The organism is Microbacterium sp. 20-116 (assembly GCF_041079415.1).
In the GTDB taxonomy this organism is placed as follows: domain Bacteria; phylum Actinomycetota; class Actinomycetes; order Actinomycetales; family Microbacteriaceae; genus Microbacterium.
Genome location: NZ_JBFYGP010000001.1, coordinates 804504 through 825241, shown reverse-complemented (window position 1 = coordinate 825241; position 20738 = coordinate 804504). Strand labels below are relative to the sequence as shown.

Annotated in this window: 17 protein-coding genes and 1 tRNA gene; 15 read left to right on the top strand and 3 right to left on the bottom strand. The window is 70.1% G+C overall.

Annotated elements, in window-relative coordinates; translation table 11 throughout:
• Positions 1 to 268 precede the first annotated feature (268 nt).
• A complete protein-coding gene (locus AB6V29_RS04020) occupies positions 269 to 2941 on the bottom strand; it encodes a phosphoenolpyruvate carboxylase (protein WP_267786820.1) in 2673 nt (890 codons plus the stop codon).
• Between the two features lie 384 nt (positions 2942 to 3325).
• On the opposite strand from AB6V29_RS04020, the gene AB6V29_RS04015 reads away from it, so the two are divergent.
• Both AB6V29_RS04015 and hisS read left to right on the top strand, forming a co-directional pair.
• Positions 3326 to 3943 (top strand): MazG family protein, encoded by a 618-nt coding sequence (locus AB6V29_RS04015; protein ID WP_307317976.1) that lies wholly within the window; start codon positions 3326 to 3328, stop codon positions 3941 to 3943.
• 136 nt (positions 3944 to 4079) lie between these two features.
• The gene (hisS, locus tag AB6V29_RS04010) at positions 4080 to 5327 is read left to right on the top strand and encodes a histidine--tRNA ligase (protein ID WP_369357171.1); all 1248 of its coding nucleotides are present in this window, start codon (positions 4080 to 4082) and stop codon (positions 5325 to 5327) included.
• 66 nt (positions 5328 to 5393) lie between these two features.
• On the opposite strand, the gene AB6V29_RS04005 is transcribed toward hisS, so the two are convergent.
• On the bottom strand, positions 5394 to 6251 hold the full coding sequence (locus tag AB6V29_RS04005; RefSeq protein ID WP_369357142.1) for a helix-turn-helix transcriptional regulator: 858 nt from the start codon (positions 6249 to 6251) through the stop codon (positions 5394 to 5396).
• 127 nt (positions 6252 to 6378) lie between these two features.
• On the opposite strand from AB6V29_RS04005, the gene AB6V29_RS04000 reads away from it, so the two are divergent.
• The 11 genes from AB6V29_RS04000 (at position 6379) to AB6V29_RS03950 (ending at position 16878) form a co-directional block, all read left to right on the top strand.
• Entirely contained in the window at positions 6379 to 7824 is a 1446-nt protein-coding gene (locus AB6V29_RS04000; protein ID WP_369357140.1) for an MFS transporter, read from the top strand.
• Between the two features lie 98 nt (positions 7825 to 7922).
• Positions 7923 to 8732, top strand: coding sequence for an SGNH/GDSL hydrolase family protein (locus AB6V29_RS03995; RefSeq protein ID WP_369357139.1), 810 nt, complete (start codon positions 7923 to 7925; stop codon positions 8730 to 8732).
• Between the two features lie 213 nt (positions 8733 to 8945).
• Complete coding sequence (locus tag AB6V29_RS03990) at positions 8946 to 9746, top strand: cytochrome c oxidase assembly protein (protein ID WP_369357137.1); 801 nt, start codon at positions 8946 to 8948, stop codon at positions 9744 to 9746.
• A gap of 31 nt (positions 9747 to 9777) precedes the next feature.
• Positions 9778 to 10455, top strand: a complete 678-nt coding sequence (locus tag AB6V29_RS03985) for an O-methyltransferase (RefSeq protein ID WP_369357136.1) — start codon at positions 9778 to 9780, stop codon at positions 10453 to 10455.
• Between the two features lie 97 nt (positions 10456 to 10552).
• Entirely contained in the window at positions 10553 to 11833 is a 1281-nt protein-coding gene (gene eno, locus AB6V29_RS03980) for a phosphopyruvate hydratase (protein WP_210074229.1), read from the top strand.
• A gap of 172 nt (positions 11834 to 12005) precedes the next feature.
• A complete protein-coding gene (locus AB6V29_RS03975) occupies positions 12006 to 12623 on the top strand; it encodes a septum formation initiator family protein (RefSeq protein WP_369357134.1) in 618 nt (205 codons plus the stop codon).
• Positions 12624 to 12668: 45 nt separating this feature from the next.
• A complete protein-coding gene (locus tag AB6V29_RS03970; protein ID WP_210074231.1) occupies positions 12669 to 13187 on the top strand; it encodes a DUF501 domain-containing protein in 519 nt (172 codons plus the stop codon).
• Complete coding sequence (locus AB6V29_RS03965) at positions 13184 to 14539, top strand: S8 family serine peptidase (protein ID WP_307317543.1); 1356 nt, start codon at positions 13184 to 13186, stop codon at positions 14537 to 14539. The genes AB6V29_RS03970 and AB6V29_RS03965 overlap by 4 nt, the downstream gene beginning before the upstream one ends.
• A gap of 8 nt (positions 14540 to 14547) precedes the next feature.
• The gene (locus AB6V29_RS03960; protein WP_307317973.1) at positions 14548 to 15939 is read left to right on the top strand and encodes an NAD(P)/FAD-dependent oxidoreductase; all 1392 of its coding nucleotides are present in this window, start codon (positions 14548 to 14550) and stop codon (positions 15937 to 15939) included.
• A gap of 186 nt (positions 15940 to 16125) precedes the next feature.
• A tRNA-Leu gene (locus AB6V29_RS03955) sits at positions 16126 to 16198 on the top strand.
• A gap of 110 nt (positions 16199 to 16308) precedes the next feature.
• Positions 16309 to 16878, top strand: coding sequence for a LemA family protein (locus tag AB6V29_RS03950; RefSeq protein ID WP_115917600.1), 570 nt, complete (start codon positions 16309 to 16311; stop codon positions 16876 to 16878).
• 39 nt (positions 16879 to 16917) lie between these two features.
• On the opposite strand, the gene AB6V29_RS03945 is transcribed toward AB6V29_RS03950, so the two are convergent.
• A complete protein-coding gene (locus AB6V29_RS03945; protein WP_369357131.1) occupies positions 16918 to 18159 on the bottom strand; it encodes a winged helix-turn-helix domain-containing protein in 1242 nt (413 codons plus the stop codon).
• A gap of 70 nt (positions 18160 to 18229) precedes the next feature.
• On the opposite strand from AB6V29_RS03945, the gene AB6V29_RS03940 reads away from it, so the two are divergent.
• A complete protein-coding gene (locus AB6V29_RS03940; RefSeq protein WP_210074237.1) occupies positions 18230 to 19420 on the top strand; it encodes an AI-2E family transporter in 1191 nt (396 codons plus the stop codon).
• Positions 19417 to 20646, top strand: coding sequence for a threonine ammonia-lyase (gene ilvA, locus AB6V29_RS03935; RefSeq protein ID WP_210074239.1), 1230 nt, complete (start codon positions 19417 to 19419; stop codon positions 20644 to 20646). Before AB6V29_RS03940 ends, ilvA begins: the two co-directional genes overlap by 4 nt.
• The last annotated feature ends 92 nt before the right edge of the window (positions 20647 to 20738 follow it).

Below are 20738 nucleotides of genomic sequence, written 5' to 3'. Positions count from 1 at the left end.
CGCATGTGAGCCTGCCGCGTGCTCGCTACCTGTGGTTGCGTGCCATCCACGGTGACGGGGCTGGCCATGCCCCGGCCCTCGTCTCGTCGACATTCTCCACTCATCCTCCGCGCCGCGGGTGCGTTCGATCGAGGCACACGCGAGGTCGTTCGCGTCGTGGTTCGCCGACGGGTTCGGACCGGTGGAGCACCTCGAGGAATCGCCTCGTCAACGCAGAACGCGCCGGCTCCCGCGAGGGGAGCCGGCGCGTTCTGCGAGGGATCTTGTCTCAGCCGGTGTTCTGCAGACCGGCCGCGACTCCGCTCACCGAGAGGAGCAGGAGGCGCTGATGTTCCGCATCCGGAGTCGGGTTGTCGGCGTCCGCGTCGCGGAGGGCGCGCAGAGCTCGCAGCTGAAGCAGCGAGAGGGCGTCGACGTAGGGGCTGCGCATCTTCACCGCACGCTGGAGGATCGGCTTGTTGCTCAGCAGATCGCCGCCGGTGATGCGCTCGACCCACGACCGCGTCAGAAGCATCTCGTCCATGACGAGCTGAGCGAGATCGTCTCGATCGCCGAGAGCGAGGTAACGGCGCGCGATGCGCTCGTCGGCCTTCGCGAGGCTCATCGCCACGTTGTCGATCATCGTGCGGAACAACGGCCACTGCTCGTACGCGTCACGGAGACGTTCTTCGTCGCCGACGGCCTGGAGCGCGGTGCCGAGACCGAACCAGCCGGCGAGGTTGATGCGCGCCTGCGTCCATGAGAACACCCACGGGATGGCGCGGAGGTCCTCCAGGGACTCGACCGACAGACCGCGGCGGGCGGGGCGGGATCCGAGGGCGAGATGTCCGAGCTCTTCCATCGGCGTGACGGTGGCGAACCACGGCGCGAAGCCGGGCGCCTTCACCAGGGCGAAGAAACGCTCGCGTGAGGCGACGTCCATCGTGCTCGCCACATCCGCGAACGCTTCTGCCGCGCCGCGATTGCGTCGTTCGATGGAGGGAGAGGATGCCGTCAGTACGGCAGCCGCCACCTGGTCGATGTGACGCATCGCGATATCGGCGTCGCCGTAACGGGCGAAGATGACCTCGCCCTGCTCGGTGAGCTTGAACCGGCCGTCGACGGAGTGCGGGGGTTGCGCGAGGATGGCGGAGTTCGCCGGTCCGCCACCACGGCCCAGAGCACCACCGCGACCGTGGAAGAGCGTCAATTCGATGCCCTCCGCCTCAGCCCACGTAGAGATCTCGGCCTGCGCCTCGTACAGCGCGAGGTTGGCTGCGACGGGGCCGACGTCCTTCGAGGAGTCGGAGTACCCCAGCATGACCTCGAGGCGTCTGCCGGTGGCATCCAGTCGGCTGACGAACGAGGGGTGCGAAACGATCTCGGCAAGGATGCCGGGGGCCGCCTGCAGGTCGGCGAACGTCTCGAACAGCGGGATCACGTCGAGAACGGGGAGGGCTTCGCCGGGGCCCACCGCGTAGGTGGCCAGCTCGTGCACATTCGCCAGGTCTTCGGCCGACTGGGTGAACGAGACGATGTAGCGACCGGCGGCGCGGGGGCCGAATCGCTCCTGGACGTATGCGATCGAGCGGAAGACCTCGAGCACCTCGTCGGTCTGCTCGCTCCGCGCGCCGCCGGATCGGAGTTCCTGGAGCACCTTACGGTGCACGGCGGAGTGCTGGCGCACCTCGAGTTCGGTGAGGTGGAAGCCGTACGTCTCGACCTGCCAGACGAGACGCTGGAGGGACCCGTACGCCTGACGGGCGGCGCCAGCGGCGACCAACGAGTCCTGCACCAGGCGCAGGTCCGTGAGCAGGTGCTCGGGGTCGCGGTAGGCCAGGTCGGCGTTGCGCGTGCGCGTCGCGGCGATCTTGCGTGCGAGCAGCAGCAGGATCCGGCGGTGCGGCTCGTCGGGCGAGCGCTCGGCGATCTCGGCCGCGGCGTCCTCGTCGGCGGCGCGCAGACGGTGCCAGAGAGCGATCAGAGCATCGCTGGGCGGGGTGCTCTCGGCATCCAGCGTCAGACCTCGGCCCACACGCTGAGTGGTGCGTTCGAGCCCGAGCAGGACGTGCTCGCTCGCGATCGCCGCGGCTTTGCGGGTGACGGATGCCGTGACGAAGGGGTTGCCGTCGCGGTCGCCGCCGACCCAGGAGCCGACGCGCACGAACGGCTTCACGATCGGGGCGCGGGATCCGGCGTTCTCGCCCTGCAGGATGTCGTCGATGCGGCGGTACACACGGGGCACGGCGGTGTACAGGGTCTCGTCGAAGACCGACATGACCGAGCGGACCTCGTCGACGGGCGAGGGCTTCTCGCGCCGCAGAGGAGCGGTGCGCCACAGCGTGTCGATCTCTTCGAGCATCCGGCGTTCCGTGCGACGGCTCTCGGTTCCTCCCTCGGAGGCGTCGTCGTGCTCCGAGAGCAGCTCCGAGAGGCGCCGGATGCTGGTCGAGATGGCGCGACGGCGGGCCTCGGTGGGGTGGGCGGTGAAGACCGGGTGGAAGCGGAGGGCCTGGAGACGCGCGAGCGCGGTCTCTTGGCCCACCTCGGTCGCGAGACGCTCGAAGGCGCTCGCGATGGTGTCGGGAACGCCGCTGCGCGACGGTTGATCGCCGCGCTCTCTCAGCACGCGTACGCGCTGGTGCTCTTCGACGAGGTTGACGAGGTGGAAGTAGGCCGTGAACGCCCGCGCCACTTCGTCGGCTCGCTCGATCGAGAAACCGTCGGCGATCGCGGCGGCGCGTTCGAACGCCTCGGGCGTTTCGTCGGTGTAGGCCTGGATCGTCGCCGAGCGCAAGCGCTCGACGTCGTCGTACAGTCCGGGGGAGCCGCTCTCCTGAAGGACGCGGCCGAGGAGCGATCCGAGCAGGCGCACGTCGGCGCGCATCTGCTCGGGGAGCTCCTGGCCCGCTTCGAAGCGGCCCACGAGGTCGATGGCCTCGGTCGGGGTCAGTTCACGCACACGCCCCAGATTATCGGCGTCGAGCGTGCACCGATTCACGTGTAACGGCATGCGTCGGTTTCGCGCGCCGAACTCCGGAGTTTCTCCGGTCGCGAGGCGTCAGGACCGCAGCAATCGAGGCGACGGGGGCGTGGCATCCGGAAATCTCCGGCTTCAACGACGCACCGAGGGGCGTTACGGGGAGGAAGCGCGTCCGGGCGACGGGTCGCGCATCGACGGCCGGGGGCGTTCACTCGGCGAGAAGCCGGCGGAGCAGATGACCGCATGGCAGATGCCGGGGGGGCGTGAGCGTCCTCCCGGGGGATACTCGTGGCGAGCGGTGCCGTCCGGCCCGCGGAGGGAGGAACCGTGAGTGACGACGCCCTGCGGGAGGCAGCCGAGACAATGCGCGCGGTGCGCGAACGCTGCGCCTGGACCCAGACGATCGACCACCGCGACCTCGTGCCGTACCTGGTCGAGGAGAGCGCGGAGGTCATCGACGCGGTGGAGTCCGGCACGCGCGCCGACCTGCGCGAGGAACTCGGCGACCTGTTGTGGCAGGTGCTGTTCCACGCGGAGATCGCCGCGGGACACGCGAGCGACCCCTTCGACATCGACGACGTGGCTCGGGGACTCACCGAGAAGATGGTGCGGCGGCATCCGCACGTATTCGCGGATGCCGTGGCATTCACACCCGAGGAAGTCCTCGTGCACTGGAACGCGGCCAAGGCGGCCGAGAAGAGCACACGCACCAGTGTGCTCGACGGGGTCAGCGACCACATGCCCGCCCTGGCCCTGGCGCAGAAGCTGGTGGGGAAGGCGGCGCAGGTGGGGGCGCAGGCGCCGCCGCATCGTCTGGCGGACCCCGTGAGCGAGGCCGAATTGGGCGACGCTCTGTTGACTCTCGTGCAGCTTGCTCGCGCCCGAGGCTGGGACGCCGAACGCGCGCTGCGGGAGCGTCTGCGGACACTGCGCGCCGAGGTGCGCGCGGCCGAGGGACGCGGCGAGGCCGCGTCGGGGTAAGTGATTCGCGGGCGGTGAGTGGCTGTCGTCGGCGTCTCGGCCCCCGGCCGCGCCGCCGCGGAAACAGGGCCCGCGCGGAGCATCGCCCCGACCCTGGAACAATGGACTCGTGGCATCCGTGAACCCGCCGCGCGGCATGCGCGACTTCCTCCCCGCAGACAAGGCCCGCCGCGAGCGCGTGCTCGCCGTCATCCGCGAGCGTTACCGCGCGCACGGTTTCGACGAGATCGAGACCCCGGTCATGGAGGATTACGACCGCCTTCACGCCGGCCTCGGCGGCGACAACGAGAAGCTCTCGTTCAGCATCCTCAAGCGGGGGATGGATGCCGACGGCATCCGCGCCGCCGCGGATGACCAAGCGGCGCTCGCCGATCTCGGCTTGCGCTACGACCTCACGGTCCCGCTCGCCCGGTTCTACGCAACCCACCGCGCGCAGCTGCCGACGGTGTTCCGGTCGGTTCAGATCGCACCGGTGTGGCGCGCCGAGCGGCCCCAGAAGGGGCGTTACCGCCAGTTCATGCAGTGCGACATCGACATCATCGGCGACGCGTCGGCGCGGGCCGAAGCCGAGCTCATGATCGCGAGCCTCGACGTGCTCGACGCGCTCGGGCTCGTGGGCGGATCGATCCGCGTCAACGATCGTCGCGCTCTCGACTCGATGCTGGACGTGTTCGGCTTCGCGCCGGACCAGCGACCGGGCGTTCTCATCACGATCGACAAGCTCGACAAGGTGGGTCCCTCGGGAGTCGTCGCCGAGCTCCGCGGACGCGGCGTGAACGCGTCCGCCGTGGACGCCTTCGCGGCGTACCTCGACCGTCCCGCGTCGGTCCCGTCGTTCGATGAGGCAGGCATCCGCGCCACGTTGCCCGACGGCATCCCCGACGAGATCGTCGCTCACCTCGTCGACCTCGGCGACACCGTCGCCGCGGCACGCGGTGGAGAGGTGCCGCTCGTCTTCGACCCCTTCCTGGTGCGGGGCATGGGCTACTACACCGGCACGATCTTCGAGCTCGCCCACCCGAGCGTCGACTACTCGCTGGGCGGCGGTGGACGCTACGACGGCATGATCGGCCGCTTCCTCGGCCAGCAGGTGCCGGCTGTCGGCTTCTCGATCGGCTTCGAGCGCATCGTCGACCTGCTGCCCGAGACCGGCAGCGAAGGCGAGCGCTCCGTGGTCCTCGTGCACGACCGCGATGTGCCGTTCGCCCAACTGCTGTCGCTCAAGACGGCCCTGATCGGCGGGGGAGCGCGCGTACGCGTCGAGCAGCGGCCGAAGAACATGAAGGCCCTGCTCGAGCGCTCCACCGCCGACGGCTACGCGTCGTTCGCGACCGTGAACGTCGATACGACGCCCGAGACGCTGGAGATCAAGCCGCTCTCGTGAGAGCGGGAGGTCGACGGATGCCGGGACCCCGACGCCGCTGAGCGCTCCGGGTCTCGCGGGCCGGCGTCAGGCCACCGCGCTGATCAACGCCTCCGTCGGGCTCTCGGCGGCGAGGCGTTCCAGGCGCGCCGCTGTCTCGGCATCCCGCGGAGAGAACCACACGACGCGAGAGCCGAGTCCGTCGTCGATCCACAGGCTCGACATCTCCAGGTGCAGTTCGCCGACGCGGGCATGCAGGAGGTGCTTGTTGGCATTGCGCTCGCCCCCGACGTCGCCCAGACGCCAGAGCTCGGCGAAGCGCGGGGACTCTTCTTCGAACTCGGCGATGAAGCGCTGCCACGAGGGCTCTTCGTGGTGGCGGCCGTAGGCGGCGCGGAGGCGCGCCGCGATCCGCCGCTGAGCGTGGTCGAGGTCGACGTGCGAGCGCTGCCACTCGGAGTCGGTGAAGAGCAGCACGGCGCAATTGCGTCGCTCGGCCGGCATGTCGTCGAGGTCGTCGAAGAGGTACCGATAGGCGCGGTTGTATGCGCGGATGTCGAAACGCGCGGTTTGCACGGCCGCGGGGTAGGGCAGGAGCTTCTCGAGCAGGTCGAGGTGGGTCGCACCGACGCAGTGCCGCGCCTCGCGGTCTGGCACGGGGAGGTCGGCGAGGGCGAACAGGTGATCGCGCTCGTCGTCGCTCAGGCGGAGCGCGCGGGCGATGGCTGCGACGACCTGGGCGGACGCCGCGATCGGGCGACCCTGTTCGAGCCAGGTGTACCAGGTGAGGCCGACTCCGGCGAGTTGGGCGACTTCTTCGCGGCGAAGGCCCGCGACGCGGCGCCGTGTTCCCTCGGGCAGCCCGACGTCGGCGGGACGCAGGCGCGCTCGCCGACTGCGCAGGAACCCCGCGAATTCGGCGCGGACATCGTCGGATCGAGTCACGGCATCCCTCCCTCTCCGGCGATCATAGGACGGGCGTGCGACCTCCCGCCCGCCGCAGGGGAGTGCTGGCAGTACCAGGATGAGCGCACTCCTGGTACCAGGATGGATCGATCTCCATGCTGGCACCATGACGACTTCCGCACACCCCGCCTCGGGGACCGCCCCCGTGCCGATCCGCCCGGGAACGGTCGTCGAGGTACCCACCTGGCGTTATCTCGGCTTCCTGCTCGGCCCCGGCGTGGGGACGTTCGCCTTCAACGCGGTGACGGTGATCCTGCCGACCCTGCGCGAGCGGTTCGGCGCCGGGGATGTCGCCCTCGAACTCGTGATCGCGGGATACGGCATCCCCTTCGCCGTCCTGCTCATCCTGGGCGGGAGGCTCGGTGACCGCTTCGGTCGGCACCGGCTGTTCGTGGTGGGGATGGCTCTGTTCCTCGTCTCCGCGGTCGCGTGCGCTCTCGCGCCCTCCATCGAGACGCTGATCGCCGCCCGGGTGGTGCAGGGTGTCGGCGCAGCGCTGTGCACGCCGCAGGTGCTCGCGACGATCCAGGCGACCTCGCAGGGCGCCGCCCGCACGCGCGCGATCGCCGCGTTCGGGGCGAGCGGAGGGATCGGCGCAGCCGTCGGTCAGGTCGCGGGCGGTGCCCTGGCGGCGCTCTCCTTCGGTCCGGTCGAGGGGTGGCGTGCCGTGTTCGTGGTCGTCGCCCTCATCGCCGTCGCCGCGATCGCCCTCGCCCCCCTGGCGCCGCGCTCTCGCGCGCACGAGGTCGTCGCGATCGACCTGGTCGGCACGGCGGCGCTGGGACTCGGCATCCTCGCCGCCTCCGTCGCCTTGACCTTCGGGCCGGTCTGGAACTGGTCGTGGCCGGTGGCGGTGGCCCTGGTGATCGCGGCCGTGTCCCTGGTGGCGATGTGGAAGCACCAGAACGCGATCGAGCGATCCGGACGGGTGCCGCTGCTGCCGCCGAGCGTGCTGAGGCTGCGTCCCCTGCAGTTGGGCCTCCTCGCCGCGGGTCTCTTTTTCGCGGGGTACTCGGCGCTGCTGTACGTCTTCCCGCGAGCCGTCGAAGCGGGGGGACTGAGCTCGCTCGAGGCCGGGATGGCGTTGCTGCCCTTCGCCGTGGTGTTCGCGGGCGTCTCACTCGCCGTCGCGCGCATCCAGGCTCGGCTCGGTGACTCGACGCTCGTCCTCGGCGTTTCGGTGCAGATCGTCGCGCTCGCGGGGATGGCCGCGACCCTCGTCTTCGCGTGGGGGAACGACATCGGTCTGTGGCTGCAGCCCGCTCTGGTGCTGCTCGGAGCGGGTCAGGCGCTCATCTTCTCGCCGTTGACCCAGCTCGTGGTCCGCGAGGTTCCGGTCGAGGCCGCCGGCCTGTCGGGCGGCATGTTCAGCACCGCCCAGCAGCTCGCCCTGTCGTTCGGTGTCATCGTCATCGGCGGTGTCGTCACCCTCACCGGTGTCGGGGGCCGAACGGAGCTGCTCGCGGGACTCGCCCTCGACATCGCGCTCGCCGTGGCGGTGCTCGTTCTCGCCATGGCGCTGCGCGCGCGGGGGCGCCGCGTGTCGCTCTAGCTCGACGGCACCGTTCCGGTCGATGCCAGGAAGCCGCCGTCGTCCGAGCGTCACGGCCCGGCCACCCGGCGTTCACCGCGGGCGGGTGTCATCGGAGGATGCGCGCGCGTCGACCGGTGACCCTGACGGCGGCGTCCGTGGTGGCGCTCGCCGGAGCGGGGGCGGTGGGACTGCGCACCCTCATCACCCGACAGGCCGCGATCGCCCGTCGCCGCATCGGCAAGCCCCTCGGCGAGCAGGCGCTCGATGCTGACCGGGTGTGGCGACGGAAGAAGCACCCGGGCGAGCCGGTCGAGCTGCTCGTGCTCGGTGACTCGATCGCCGCGGGGCTCGGCGCTGGCCACCGGCGCGACACGCTCGGGGCGCGGCTCGCCAAGGGCATCGCTCGAGAGGCAGGGCGACCGGTGCGCCTTCGCACCGCCGCGGTGGTCGGATCGGAGACCTCGGCCCTCGCTGCACAGGTGGCCTCGCTCCCCCCGGAGTATCGGCCGGATGCCGCCGTCATCGTCGTGGGCGGCAACGACGTGACGCACCGGATCCCGGCATCCCGTTCGGCGGGGCAGCTCGAACACGTCGTGCGCGCCCGCGGCGTGCCCGTCGTGGTCGGCACGTGCCCCGACCTCGGCACCCTGCGCGCGATCCCGCAGCCGCTGCGCGCGCTCGCCGCCCGGTCGTCTCGGCAGCTGGCCGCGGCCCAAGCGACCGCCGTTCACCGTGCGGGCGGCCGGGTGGTCGGGCTCGCGCGCGCCGTGGGGCCGGTGTTCGCGGAGCGCCCCGACGAGATGTTCAGCGTCGACCGCTTCCACCCCAGCGCCCTCGGGTACCGCCGAACGGCGGAGGCGCTGCTACCCGCCGTGCTGGCAGCACTCGAGCAGGCCCGGGCGCCGGAGGACGCCGGCCGCGGCTGACCTGCCCGGGGCGTGCCGAACTCCTGAGTCGCGCATCGGACGCGCGGCCCCGGCGTGCGCGCCCGGCCGCCGAGGCGCCGCGCGCGTCGGAGTCTCCGGAGTTCGGCCCGCCCCGATCCCCGGCAGACGCATAGCTCTCGGATCTACCGTTCTTCCACGCCTCCCATCGAAGTCTTCCTCAGCACCTGGCGCGCCGATCCGATCACGCTCGGCGTGCTCTTCGTCGCATCCTCGGCCTATCTCCTCGGGGTTCGGCGCGTTCGCCGTCGCGGGCAGCGGTGGCCGGTGCTGCGCACAGTCGGTTTCTTCGCTCTCGGATTGCTGCCCTACGCGGTGATCGAGCTCGGGTTCTTCGGCGTCTACTCGTCGGAGCTGCGCTGGGCGTTCTCGACGCGCGTCGCCCTGCTCATCTTCGCGATCCCCGCAGGCATCGCCGCCGGGCGCCCGCTCGATCTCGTCCCGTCGCGCCTCCGGGAGCGCTTCCTCGCCTCGCGCCTGACGCGGGTCTTCGGCAACGCCATGGTCGCCACGGTCGTGATCGCCGCGGTGTTCTGCCTGTTCTTGACGCCGGCCGCCGGCATCCTGCGCGTGAATCCCGTCGTGGAGGCGTCGCTCGGGATCGTCGTGCCCCTCGTCGGGCTCGCGATGGTGCTGCCGATGATGGCTCTCGGCGCCGTCCACACGGGCACGTTCATCGCGATCGAATTCCTGCTCGCGTTCGTCGAGCTGCTCATCGACTCCGTCCCCGGGCTTCTCCTCCGGCTCAATGACAACGTGCTGGATCTGGTTCCGGATGCCGCGCGATCGGTGTCGTGGTGGCCGTCACTGCTGCACGACCAGCACCTCGCGGGCGACATGATCTGGTTCATCGCCGAGTTCGCCGACGTGCCGATCCTCGTCATCCTCATGATCCGGTGGATGCGCAGCGACCGTGTGGAAGCGAAGGGCTTCGACGACCTCTCCGACGAGGAATACGACGAGATGACCCGCGCGCATCTGCGCGGAGAGCGTTGACCGACTCCTCTCACGCCGTCAGGCTGGGGGAGTGCCCACCCCCGAAGACGTCGACGCCTTCCTGACCGAGACCCTGGTCGGGGCGGACCCCGCGGGAGAGTCCGTTCTCGCGGCCCAGCACGACGCGGGATTGCCGGCGATCGAGGTCGCCCCCGTGAACGCGAAGTTCCTGCATCTGCTCACACGCATCGCCGGTGCACGCCGCGTGCTCGAGATCGGCACGCTGGGCGGATACTCCACGCTCTGGTTCGCGCGGGCCGTGGGGGCGCAGGGGCGGGTCGTGACGATCGAGGCCGAGCAGGTGAACGCCGAGATCGCGCAGCGCAACCTCGAACGAACCGGCGTCGCGGACCGGGTCGAGGTCCTCGTGGGTCGCGGTGCCGACGTTCTGCCGACGCTGCAGGGCCGGGAGCCCTTCGACCTCGTCTTCATCGACGCCGACAAGGAGTCGAACGAGCTGTACCTCGACTGGGCCGCACGTCTCGGGCGGTCGGGAACGGTTGTCGTGCTCGACAACGTCGTGCGCGGGGGCGACGTCGCCGACGCCGACACGGTCGATGCCAAGGTTCGGGGCGCTCGCCGCGGCATCCTCATGCTCGGTTCCGATCCCCGCTTCGACGCCACGGCGCTGCAGACCCTCGATCGCAAGGGGTGGGACGGGATTGCCCTCGCCATCGTGGTGGATCCGGCGGACACCGACTCGGATTGACACAGCGGCTCACGAGTGTCGGAGCCGGTCACTAGACTCGACCACGGACCGATGTCGCTCCGCCCCCTCCCACTCAAGAACCAACGAGGAGTCCTTCGTGGCACTTATCGAGGCTGTCAACGCGCGCGAGATTCTGGATTCGCGCGGTAACCCGACCGTCGAGGTGGAGGTGCTCCTCGACGACGGAATCGTCCAGCGGGCCGCTGTCCCCTCCGGCGCGTCCACCGGAGCGTTCGAGGCCTACGAGCTGCGCGACGGCGACAAGAGCCGCTACAGCGGCAAGGGCGTCCTCAAGGCCGTCGCCGCGGTCGTCGACGAGCTGGGCCCCGCCATCGAGGGCGTCGAGGCCAGCGAGCAGCGCATCATCGACGAGATCCTCATCGAGACCGACGGCACCGAGAACAAGTCGCGCACCGGCGCCAACGCCATCCTGGGCGTCTCGCTGGCTGTCGCCAAGGCCGCCGCCGACAGCGCCGACCTTCCCCTGTTCCGCTACCTGGGCGGTCCCAACGCGCACCTGCTGCCCGTTCCGCTGTTCAACGTCATCAACGGTGGCGAGCACGCCGACAACGGCATCGACTTCCAGGAGTTCTTCCTGGCCCCCATCGGAGCCGAGACGTATGGCGAGTCCCTCCGCTGGGGTACCGAGGTCTACCACGTCCTCAAGGGCGAACTGAAGTCCGCGGGGTACAACACCGGACTCGGCGACGAGGGCGGCTTCGCCCCCGACCTGCCCAGCAACCGCGAGGGCCTCGACTTCCTGATCCGCGCGATCGAGAAGGCCGGCTTCACCCCGGGCAAGGACATCGCCGTCGGCCTCGACGTCGCCGCGACCGAGTTCTACAAGGACGGCGTCTACACCGTCGAGGGCAAGGAGTGGAGCGTCGACACCCTCGTCGACTACTTCGCCGATCTCGTCGCGAACTTCCCGATCGTCACCATCGAAGACGCCCTCGCCGAGGACGACTGGGACGGCTGGAAGAAGCTGACGGATGCCATCGGCTCCAAGGTGCAGCTTGTCGGCGACGACCTGTTCGTCACCAACCCGAAGCGCCTGCAGCAGGGCATCGACCTCGGCGTCGCCAACTCGCTGCTGGTCAAGGTGAACCAGATCGGCACGCTGTCCGAGACGCTCGATGCCATCTCGCTGGCGACCCGCTCGGGCTACACCTCGATGCTGTCGCACCGCTCGGGCGAGACCGAAGACACCACGATCGCCGACCTCGCCGTCGCCGTCAACGCCGGCCAGATCAAGACCGGCGCCCCCGCGCGCAGCGAGCGCGTCGCCAAGTACAACCAGCTGCTCCGCATCGAGGAAGACCTCGGCGACGCCGCGGTCTTCGCGGGCCGCTCGGCGTTCCCCCGTTTCAAGGGCTGATCGTCTGACACACGAAGAGGGGGAGCCGGCTGGCTCCCCCTCTTCCGTCGTTCCGCTCCCTTTTGGCTGAGCGGACGCCGAGCCCCCGGCGCGTCCCCGGGAGCCCTTATCGCCGCGACGTAGAATCGCCTGCGGTTCGAGATCCGATCCGGGTGACGAGGGAAGGGATGCCGTGCAGCGACCGACACTGCCTCCTCGACGCCCCGTGGCATCCGAGGCCCCGAAGGCGGCGAAGAAGACCCCGAAGAGCGCGCCGAAGACGACGACCCGACCGGTGCGCTCCTCGGCCCGGCCGACCGTCGAGGAACGCCGCGTCGACGTGCGCGAGTGGCTCGGACGCGTCCGCATCTCGGGTTTCGTCGTGATCATGCTCGGGCTCGTGGTGCTCGGCACCTTCGTGCTCGTGCCGACCGTGGGCACCTACATGGACCAGCGTCAGCAGATCCAGGCGCTCCGCAGCGCCGTGCAGCTGAGCCAGTCCGAGGTCGCCGATCTGCAGACGCAGCGCGACCGGTGGTCCGACCCCGCGTACATCCGGACGCAGGCACGCGAGCGCCTCGGCTACACCTTTCCCGGCGAGGTCGTCTACCTGATCGACAACGACCTTCCGGCTTCAGCAACCCCTCAGGAGCAGGACGACGTCAGCGGCGACGTGGGCCAGACCCGCACCGACTGGATGGCGCAGCTCGTGCGCTCGCTCACATCGTCGGCGGCGACACCCGTTGCGGTTCCCGATGTCACGGTCGGCGTTCCCGACCCGACGCCCGCGCCGGACGCGCCGGCGGGCTGACGCGGGCTCGGCGGGCTGTCGGAGACGCCGGGTACCCTGGAGGCGATGACTACCGCAACGCTCCCTCCCGCCTCCGACGCCGACGTGGCCGTGCTTCGATCCCAGCTCGGCCGTGTTCCGCGCGGAGTCGTGGGAATCGCTGCGCGCTGCGTGTGCGGCAATCCGACGGTGGTGGCGACCTCGCCGCGGCTCGACGACGGAAGTCCGTTCCCCACCTTCTACTACCTCACCCACCCCGCCGCGACTGCCGCGATGTCGGTGCTCGAGGCGGGCCACGTCATGAAGGAGTTCTCGGACGAGCTCGCCGAGGACGAAGAGCTGCAGCAGCAGTACCTCGCGGCGCACGAGGCGTACCTCCGCGACCGCGCCGCCTACGGCGAGCCCGAGGAGATCGCGGGCATCTCGGCCGGGGGCATGCCCACGCGCGTGAAGTGCCTGCACGCTCTCGCGGGTCACGCGCTGGCGGCGGGCCCCGGCGTCAACCCGATCGGCGACCGCGCCCTCGCGCGCGGCACCTGGTCGCCCGAGCGGTGCCAGTGCGAAAGCCCCGGGACCGGCGGATGAAGCGCGTCGCCGCCGCCGTGGCATCCGTCATCGTGATGACGCTGCTGTCCGGCGCGACGGCGATGCCCGCGATGGCCACGACGGTTCCCGCATCGGCCTCGCCCCAGGCACCGACGAACCCCGTGCCGGAGGATCCCACGGACTCGGTCCGTGCCGGCGAGTACTGGATCGACCAGTACGGCGTGCGCGAGGCATGGAAGACCACCCGCGGCGCAGGCCAGAAGATCGCGGTCATCGACACCGGTATCGGACGCGGTCCCGCCGAGTTCAACGGGGCGGTCGTCGGCGGAACCGACGTGTCGGGCGTGGGGGCCTCCGATGGACGCACCCCGGTGGGGGCGGTCGACGCCAACCACGGCAGCTGGGTGGGCTCGCTCGCCGCAGCCCGCGGGACCGGCAACGGCCGCGGCATGATCGGCGTCGCGCCCGAGGCCGAGCTGCTGTCGATCTCGGTCGGGTTCGGAGCCTCGAGCGCGAAGCCCTTCACGGACCAGATCGCGGATGCCATCCGCTGGGCGGTCGACAACGGTGCGACCGTCATCAACATGTCGTTGACGACGAACACTCTCGACTGGGACACCAGCTGGGACACGGCGTTCGAGTACGCCTTCGACCACGACGTGGTGATCGTGGTGGCCGCCGGCAACCGGGGGAGCGGCACCGACCGCGTGGGGGCCCCGGCTACCATCCCCGGCGTGCTGGCCGTCGGCGGCGTCGATCCGACCGGCGCGGCGAGCAATGACGCGTCGACCCAGGGCATCACGATCGGTCTCTCCGCCCCGAGCGAGCGGCTCATCGGCGTCTCGGCGGACGGTTCGCTGGTGCAGTGGAACGGTACGAGCGGCGCGGCTCCCATCGTCGCCGGTATCGCGGCCCTCGTTCGCGCCGCGCATCCCGGAATGGATGCCAACAACGTCCTGAACCGCCTGATCCAAACGGCGAAGCCGGCTGCCGGCGCGTCGGCTCGTCCCGACAAGCTGTACGGCTACGGCCTGGTGGATGCCGCGGCCGCGGTGTCGGCGCGGGTCGAGACCGTATCGGAGAACCCGCTCGGGAGCTTGAAGGAATGGATCCGTCTGTATCGACGTGCGGATTCGCAGCCCTCGCCCGAGCCGACCTCGACGCCGGTGGTCATCCCGCCGCTCCCGCCCGTCGAGGCGGCGCCCGCTGCGGGCTCGCCCCTGCTGCCGTCTCGCGATAGCGTGCTCTACGGGTCGCTGCCGCTCGGTGCTGCCACACTGGCCGCTATAATGATTGCGCTCGGTGTCACTGCTGCTGCCCGGCGAATCCGACAGGCGCGCGCCTCCCGCGAGCCGAGCCGCACCACAAACGAGGAGTCCCTCACATCGTGACCACAAACGTGCCCAGAATCCTCATCGTCGGTGGGGGCTATGCAGGTTTCTACACCGCCTGGAAGCTCGAGAAGCTGCTCGGCCGAGGCGAGGCCGAAGTCACGCTCGTCGACCCGCTGCCGTACATGACGTACCAGCCCTTCCTCCCCGAGGTCGCTGCGGGCGAGATCGAGCCCCGCCACGTCGTGGTCGGCCTCCGCCGCCACCTCAAGCGCACCACGGTCATCGCCGGCAAGGTCACGGGCATCTCGCACGCCACCAAGACCGCGACGATCACGCCGATCGCCGGTGACGACACCTTCGAGCAGAGCTACGACCACATCGTCGTCACCGCCGGTGCCGTCTCGCGCACCTTCCCGATCCCCGGCATCGCCGACAACGCGATCGGGCTCAAGACCATCGAAGAGGCCGTTGCGATCCGTGACCGCCTCACGTCGAACTTCGACAAAGCGTCGGTCCTTCCCGCCGGTCCCGAGCGCGACCGTCTGCTGACCGTCGTCGTCGTCGGTGGCGGCTTCGCCGGTATCGAGGTCTTCGCCGAGCTTCGCGCCTACGCGTCTTCGCTGCTCAAGCAGTACCCGACGCTGGCATTCGATGACACGCACTTCCACCTCATCGAAGCCATGGGCCGCATCATGCCCGAGGTCTCGCAGAAGACGAGCGAGTGGGTTCTCGCCGACCTCGCGAAGAAGGGTGCCTTCGTGCACCTCGACACGCAGGTCAAGGGTGCCGTCGATGGCGTCGTCGAGCTGTCGACGGGCGAGAACCTGCCGACCGACCTGATCATCTGGACCGCCGGCGTCATGGCCAACCCCACGGTCGTCCGCGGCAGCGACCTGCCCGTCGAGGAGCGCGGTCGCATCCGCACCCGCCCCGACCTGCGTGTCGGTACCGATGAAGAGATCGTCGAGGGAGCCTGGGCCGCCGGTGACGTGTCGGCCGTGCCCGATCTGTCGGGTGGCGGCGTGGGCGGCTTCTGCGTTCCGAACGCCCAGCACGCGGTCCGCCAGGGCAAGCTCATGGCGAAGAACCTCGTGGCCGTGCTCCGCGGCGAGGAGCCCAAGGAGTACAACCACAAGAACCTCGGCGCCGTCGCCGGCCTGGGTCTGTACAACGGCGCGTTCCAGTCGGGCAACATCGCCCTGACCGGTCTGATCGCCTGGTTCGCACACCGCGGCTACCACGGTCTCGCTATGCCCACGTGGGAGCGCAAGTTCCGCGTGATCGGCGACTGGATGCAGAACTTCGTCCACGGCCGCGAGGTCGTGTCGCTCGAGGCCGTGCAGAAGCCTCGCGCAGCCTTCGAGGAGTTCGCCGCTCGCCCGCGTCCGGCCGCTCCCGCCGCCGAGACGCCCGCAGCTCCGGTCGAGAAGAAGGCCGAGCCCGTCGCGGCCAAGTAAGACTGTCCGTTCCGAGACCCTCGCGCCCTTCCGGGTGCGGGGGTCTCGGCGTTCCCGGGGCGTCAGGTGCCGTCGTGCGGAGCCCGGGACCGCGAGGCCGGGCGTTGGCATCGGCGGTCGACGTGTCTCCGCTGTTCTCCGCGGGACGGTCGACGGGCGACACCCGCGATACGGTGGAGGGCACGGGCCCCCGTAGCCCAATGGCAGAGGCAGGCGACTTAAAATCGCTTCAGTGTGGGTTCGAGTCCCACCGGGGGTACCCATCTCCTCTTGCGTGCGCATCGCCTGGGAGTACCTGTCTCCACCCGTAACGCGGCGCGACCCGCCGTTACAATGGAGGGCAATCTTCCGAACGGAGTGTGGGGACTTATGTGGGAGTGGCTCGTACCGGTCATCGTGATCGTCGGCATTCTGGTCATCGCTGGCATCTACCTGTGGGCCACCTACAACAGCCTCGTCGCGCTCAATGTGCGCGTCGACGAGGCGTGGAGCGACATCACGGTTCAGCTCAAACGCCGCGCCGACCTGCTGCCGAACTTGATCGAGACGGTGAAGGGCTACGCGGCGCACGAGAAGGCCGTGTTCGAGAACGTCACGCGCGCTCGGGCCGAGACGCTGTCGGCGCAGAGCCCCGCCGAAGCCGGTGTCGCTGAAGGACACATGCAGCAGGCGCTGAAGTCGCTGTTCGCAGTCGCCGAGGCGTACCCGCAGCTCCAGGCGAGCCAGAACTTCCTGCAGCTCCAGCACTCGATCGTCGACACCGAGGACAAGATCCAGGCATCGCGCCGGTTCTACAACGGCGGCGTACGCGAGTTGAACACCAAGATCAAGGTGTTCCCGAACAACCTCTTCGCCCGTCAGCTCGGCTTCCACGAGCGGGAGTTCTTCGAGGTCATCGACGGCGCAGCGATCGCCGAACCGCCACGCGTGCAGTTCTGAGTCAACGCGCCCCCTCCGCTTCGGCAGAGGGGGCGCGTTTCAGTTGACGCGACCGTCGGGGTGTTCGTGCCGCTCGGCGCGCAGGGCCCCGGCCAGATCTTCCGCCGCGTCGCCCCACCGCGAGACCGTGACGCGGTCGAGGCCCTGCCAGCGCGCCGCCGTGAGCAGCTCCGCGGCGAGGCGCTCGGCGGCGTTCGACGGCGCCCCGCGCTCCCACCACGCGGACTGAACGCGCAGAGCGCGTGACGCGCGGTCGGCCTTGAGATCGATGCGTCCCACGACGTCGTCTCCCACGAGGACGGGCAGCGAGTAGTAGCCGAAGCGGCGTTGCGGCGCGGGGGTGTAGATCTCGATGCGGTAGTCGAAGTCGAACAGCCGCTCGGCGCGGTCGCGGAACCACACCACGGGGTCGAACGGGGTGAGGATGGCTGCGGCATCGACCTTGCGCGGCCGGGCGGCGTCGCGGTGCAGCCATGCCTTGGCCGGTCGACCGGCGACCTGCCAGCCCTCGACGGAGACGGGGATGAGTTCGCCGGCGTCGACCAGATCGTGGATGCCGGCCATCACCGCCGGTCGATCGCGGATGCGCCAGTAGTCGGCGAGGTCGGCCGCCGTGGCGACGCCGTACGCGATGGCGGCGCGACGCACGAGCTCTCTGATCGCCTCGGCGCGGGGAACGGAGGTCTCGAGCGCCGCCGGTGGAAGGACACCGGAGACGAGGGCGTAGCGCCGCTCGAAGCCGCGCCGGCCGGCGATGGCGACATCGCCGAACAACCAGAGGCGCTCCAGGCCGTTCTTGACGTCGTCCCACCCCCACCAAGAGCCGCGAGAGCCGCTGCGGGCGTCGTGTTCGATCTCGGCGGGACGGAGTGGACCGCGGTCGGCCAGCTCGTCGCGCAACCACCGCAGAAGAGGCTGGTTCGCCTCGGCCCACGCGTCGCGCTCGTACTTGGCCCGGAGCTCGTCGCGACGGAACTGCAGCAGGGGCCAGTCGTCGACCGAGACGAGGGATGCCACGTGCGCCCAGGATTCGACCCATTTCGGCCTGCGCGAGAAGGCGAGCTTGTCGAGCAGTGCGGGGTCGTAGCCGCCCAGTCGCGCGAACAGGGGCATGTAGTGCGAGCGGGAGAAGACGTTGACGGAGTCGATCTGCAGGATGCGCATGCGCTGCAGCGCACCGGTGATCTGACGCGTTCCCACCGTGGCGGGGCGCGGCCGGGCGAAGCCCTGAGCCGCTAGGGCGATGCGGCGAGCGTCGGCGCGGCGGAGCGTCGTGGTCATGCGTTTCACCGTACCCACACCCTCCGACATCGCCGCCAGAGCGCAGTCGGCGCGGCGGTAGGCTGGCGGGATGAGCGGAACCGGTCCCGACGAGCGAGGGTCCTTCCTCGACGCCCTCAAGCGGCGCACCGTGTCGAGCGACCTGCAGCCGCCCGTCCCACCGGGTCTGCGGCAGGCGACGGCGTACGCGTGGCGGTTGCTGGTGATCGCCGCGGCGCTCGCGGTGGTGATCTTCGTCGTCATCCAGCTGAAGCTGCTGGTGATCCCGCTGCTGGTCGCCGTGCTGATCTCGGCACTGGTGTGGCCCGGTTTCTCTTTCCTGCTGCGGCACCGCTGGCCGAAGTGGCTCGCCATCATCGTCACGGTGCTGGGCACGCTCGCGATCATCGCGGGTCTGGTGTGGGTCGCCGTGTGGCAGATCTCGCGGCAGTTCGGGTCGGTGCGCAAGCAGACCGAGGCATCCGTCCAGCAATTCCGCGAGTACTTGATCAGCGGCCCCCTGCATCTGAGCGCTCAGCAGATCGACGACGGGCTCACGCGGGCGGGGACCTTCCTGCAGCAGCAGGGCGAGGTCATCTGGACCGGGGCCCTCACGATCGGCTCCACCATCGGGCACGTCGCGACCGGCGTGCTGTTGACGCTCTTCATCCTGCTGTGCCTGCTCGCCGACGGGGGCGGCATCTGGCGGTGGACGACGCGCCTCTTCCCGCGCGCCGCCCGACCAGCGGTCGACGGTGCAGGTCGAGCCGGCTGGCGGACCATCAAGAGCTACGCCCGCACCCAACTGCTCGTCGCGACGATCGACGCGATCGGCATCGGTCTCGGCGCCTTCCTGCTCGGCGTGCCCCTGTCGATCCCGATCGGTGTGCTCGTCTTCCTCGGCGCGTTCATCCCGTTCGTCGGCGCGGTCGCGACCGGGGCGCTCGCGGTCTTCATCGCCCTCGTCTACAACGGCCCGCTCATCGCCCTGTTCATGCTCATCGTCGTCCTCGGGGTACAGCAGTTCGAGAGCCATGTGCTCCACCCGATCCTGATGGGCTCGGCCGTCAAGGTGCACCCTCTCGCGGTGGTGCTCGTCGTCGCAGGAGGCGCGATGATCGGCGGCATCGCCGGCGCCCTGTTCGCGGTGCCCCTCGCCGCATTCGTCAACGTCGTCGCCGTCTACCTCAGCACGAAAGCGTGGAAGCGCGACGGTGAGACCCTGGCATCCCCGGATCTGATCTGGCGGACCGTCCCGCGCGAGCGCGGAAGGAGATCATGAACGACACTCCCACCCTGGCCGAGTTCGAGGATGCCGCGCAGAACCTGCGCGGCATCATCACGCGAACGCCCCTCGACGAGTCGCTGCACCTGACCGAGCTCCTCGGTGTGCCGGTCAACCTCAAGCTCGAGAACCTGCAGCGCACCGGATCGTTCAAGATCCGCGGAGCGACCTACCGCCTGTCCCGTCTCACCGAGGAGGAGCGGGCGCGCGGGGTCGTCGCAGCGTCCGCGGGTAACCACGCGCAGGGCGTGGCGCTCGCCGCGCAGCAGCTCGGTATCGCAGCCACGATCTTCATGCCCCTGGGTGTTCCGGTCCCCAAGCTCCTCGCCACGCGCGGATACGGTGCCGAGGTGATCCTCGAGGGCGCGACCGTCGAGACGCCGCTGCGCCTCGCCGCCGAGTTCGCCGAGCGCACGGGTGCCGTGCTCATCCACCCCTTCGACCACCGCGACATCGTCGTGGGGCAGGGGACCCTGGGCCTCGAGCTCGTCGAGGACATGCCCGATCTCGAGACGGTCATCGTCGGCATCGGCGGGGGAGGGCTCGCCGCGGGAGTCGCCGCCGCCGTGAAGGCGCGTGCCGCAGCCGAGGGCCGAGCGGTGCGCATCATCGGCGTGCAGGCGCACAACTCCGCCGCCTACCCCTCGTCGCTCGCCGCGGGGTATCCGATGCAGGTCGAGACCACCCCGACGATCGCCGACGGCATCGCGGTCGCCCGCCCCGGCGACCTGCCGTTCGAACTCATCCGGCAGTACGTCGACGAGGTCGTGACTGTCACCGAGGACGACATCGCCCGCGCGCTGCTCGTGCTCCTCGAGCGCGCCAAGCAGGTCGTCGAGCCCGCCGGAGCCGTGGGCGTGGCGGCGATCCTCGCCGGCAAGGTGAAGGCCAGCGGCCCCACGGTGACGATCCTCTCGGGCGGCAACATCGACCCCCTCCTGTTGCAGCGGGTCGTGGCGCACGGGCTCTCGGCATCCGGTCGCTACATGTCGCTGCGGATCCCGCTGCCCGACCGCCCGGGCCAGCTCGCCCGGGTATCGGAACTGCTCGCAGGCGTCGGCGCGAACGTCATCGAGGTGCTGCACACCCGCCACGGACAGGGCCTGCAGATCAGCGAGGTGATTCTCCAGCTCAGCGTCGAGACACGCGGTGAGGAGCATCGGGCGCTGGTGATCGCGACGCTCGAGAACGCCGGGTTCATCGCGACCGTCGTTCCGAACTGACGCGTCAGGGCCTCGACCGGGAGGCTGGTCGAGGCGCGTCCAGCGTGGTCGCACGGCCCGGCCGCGGCGGTCCGGAAACACCGCGAGCCGCC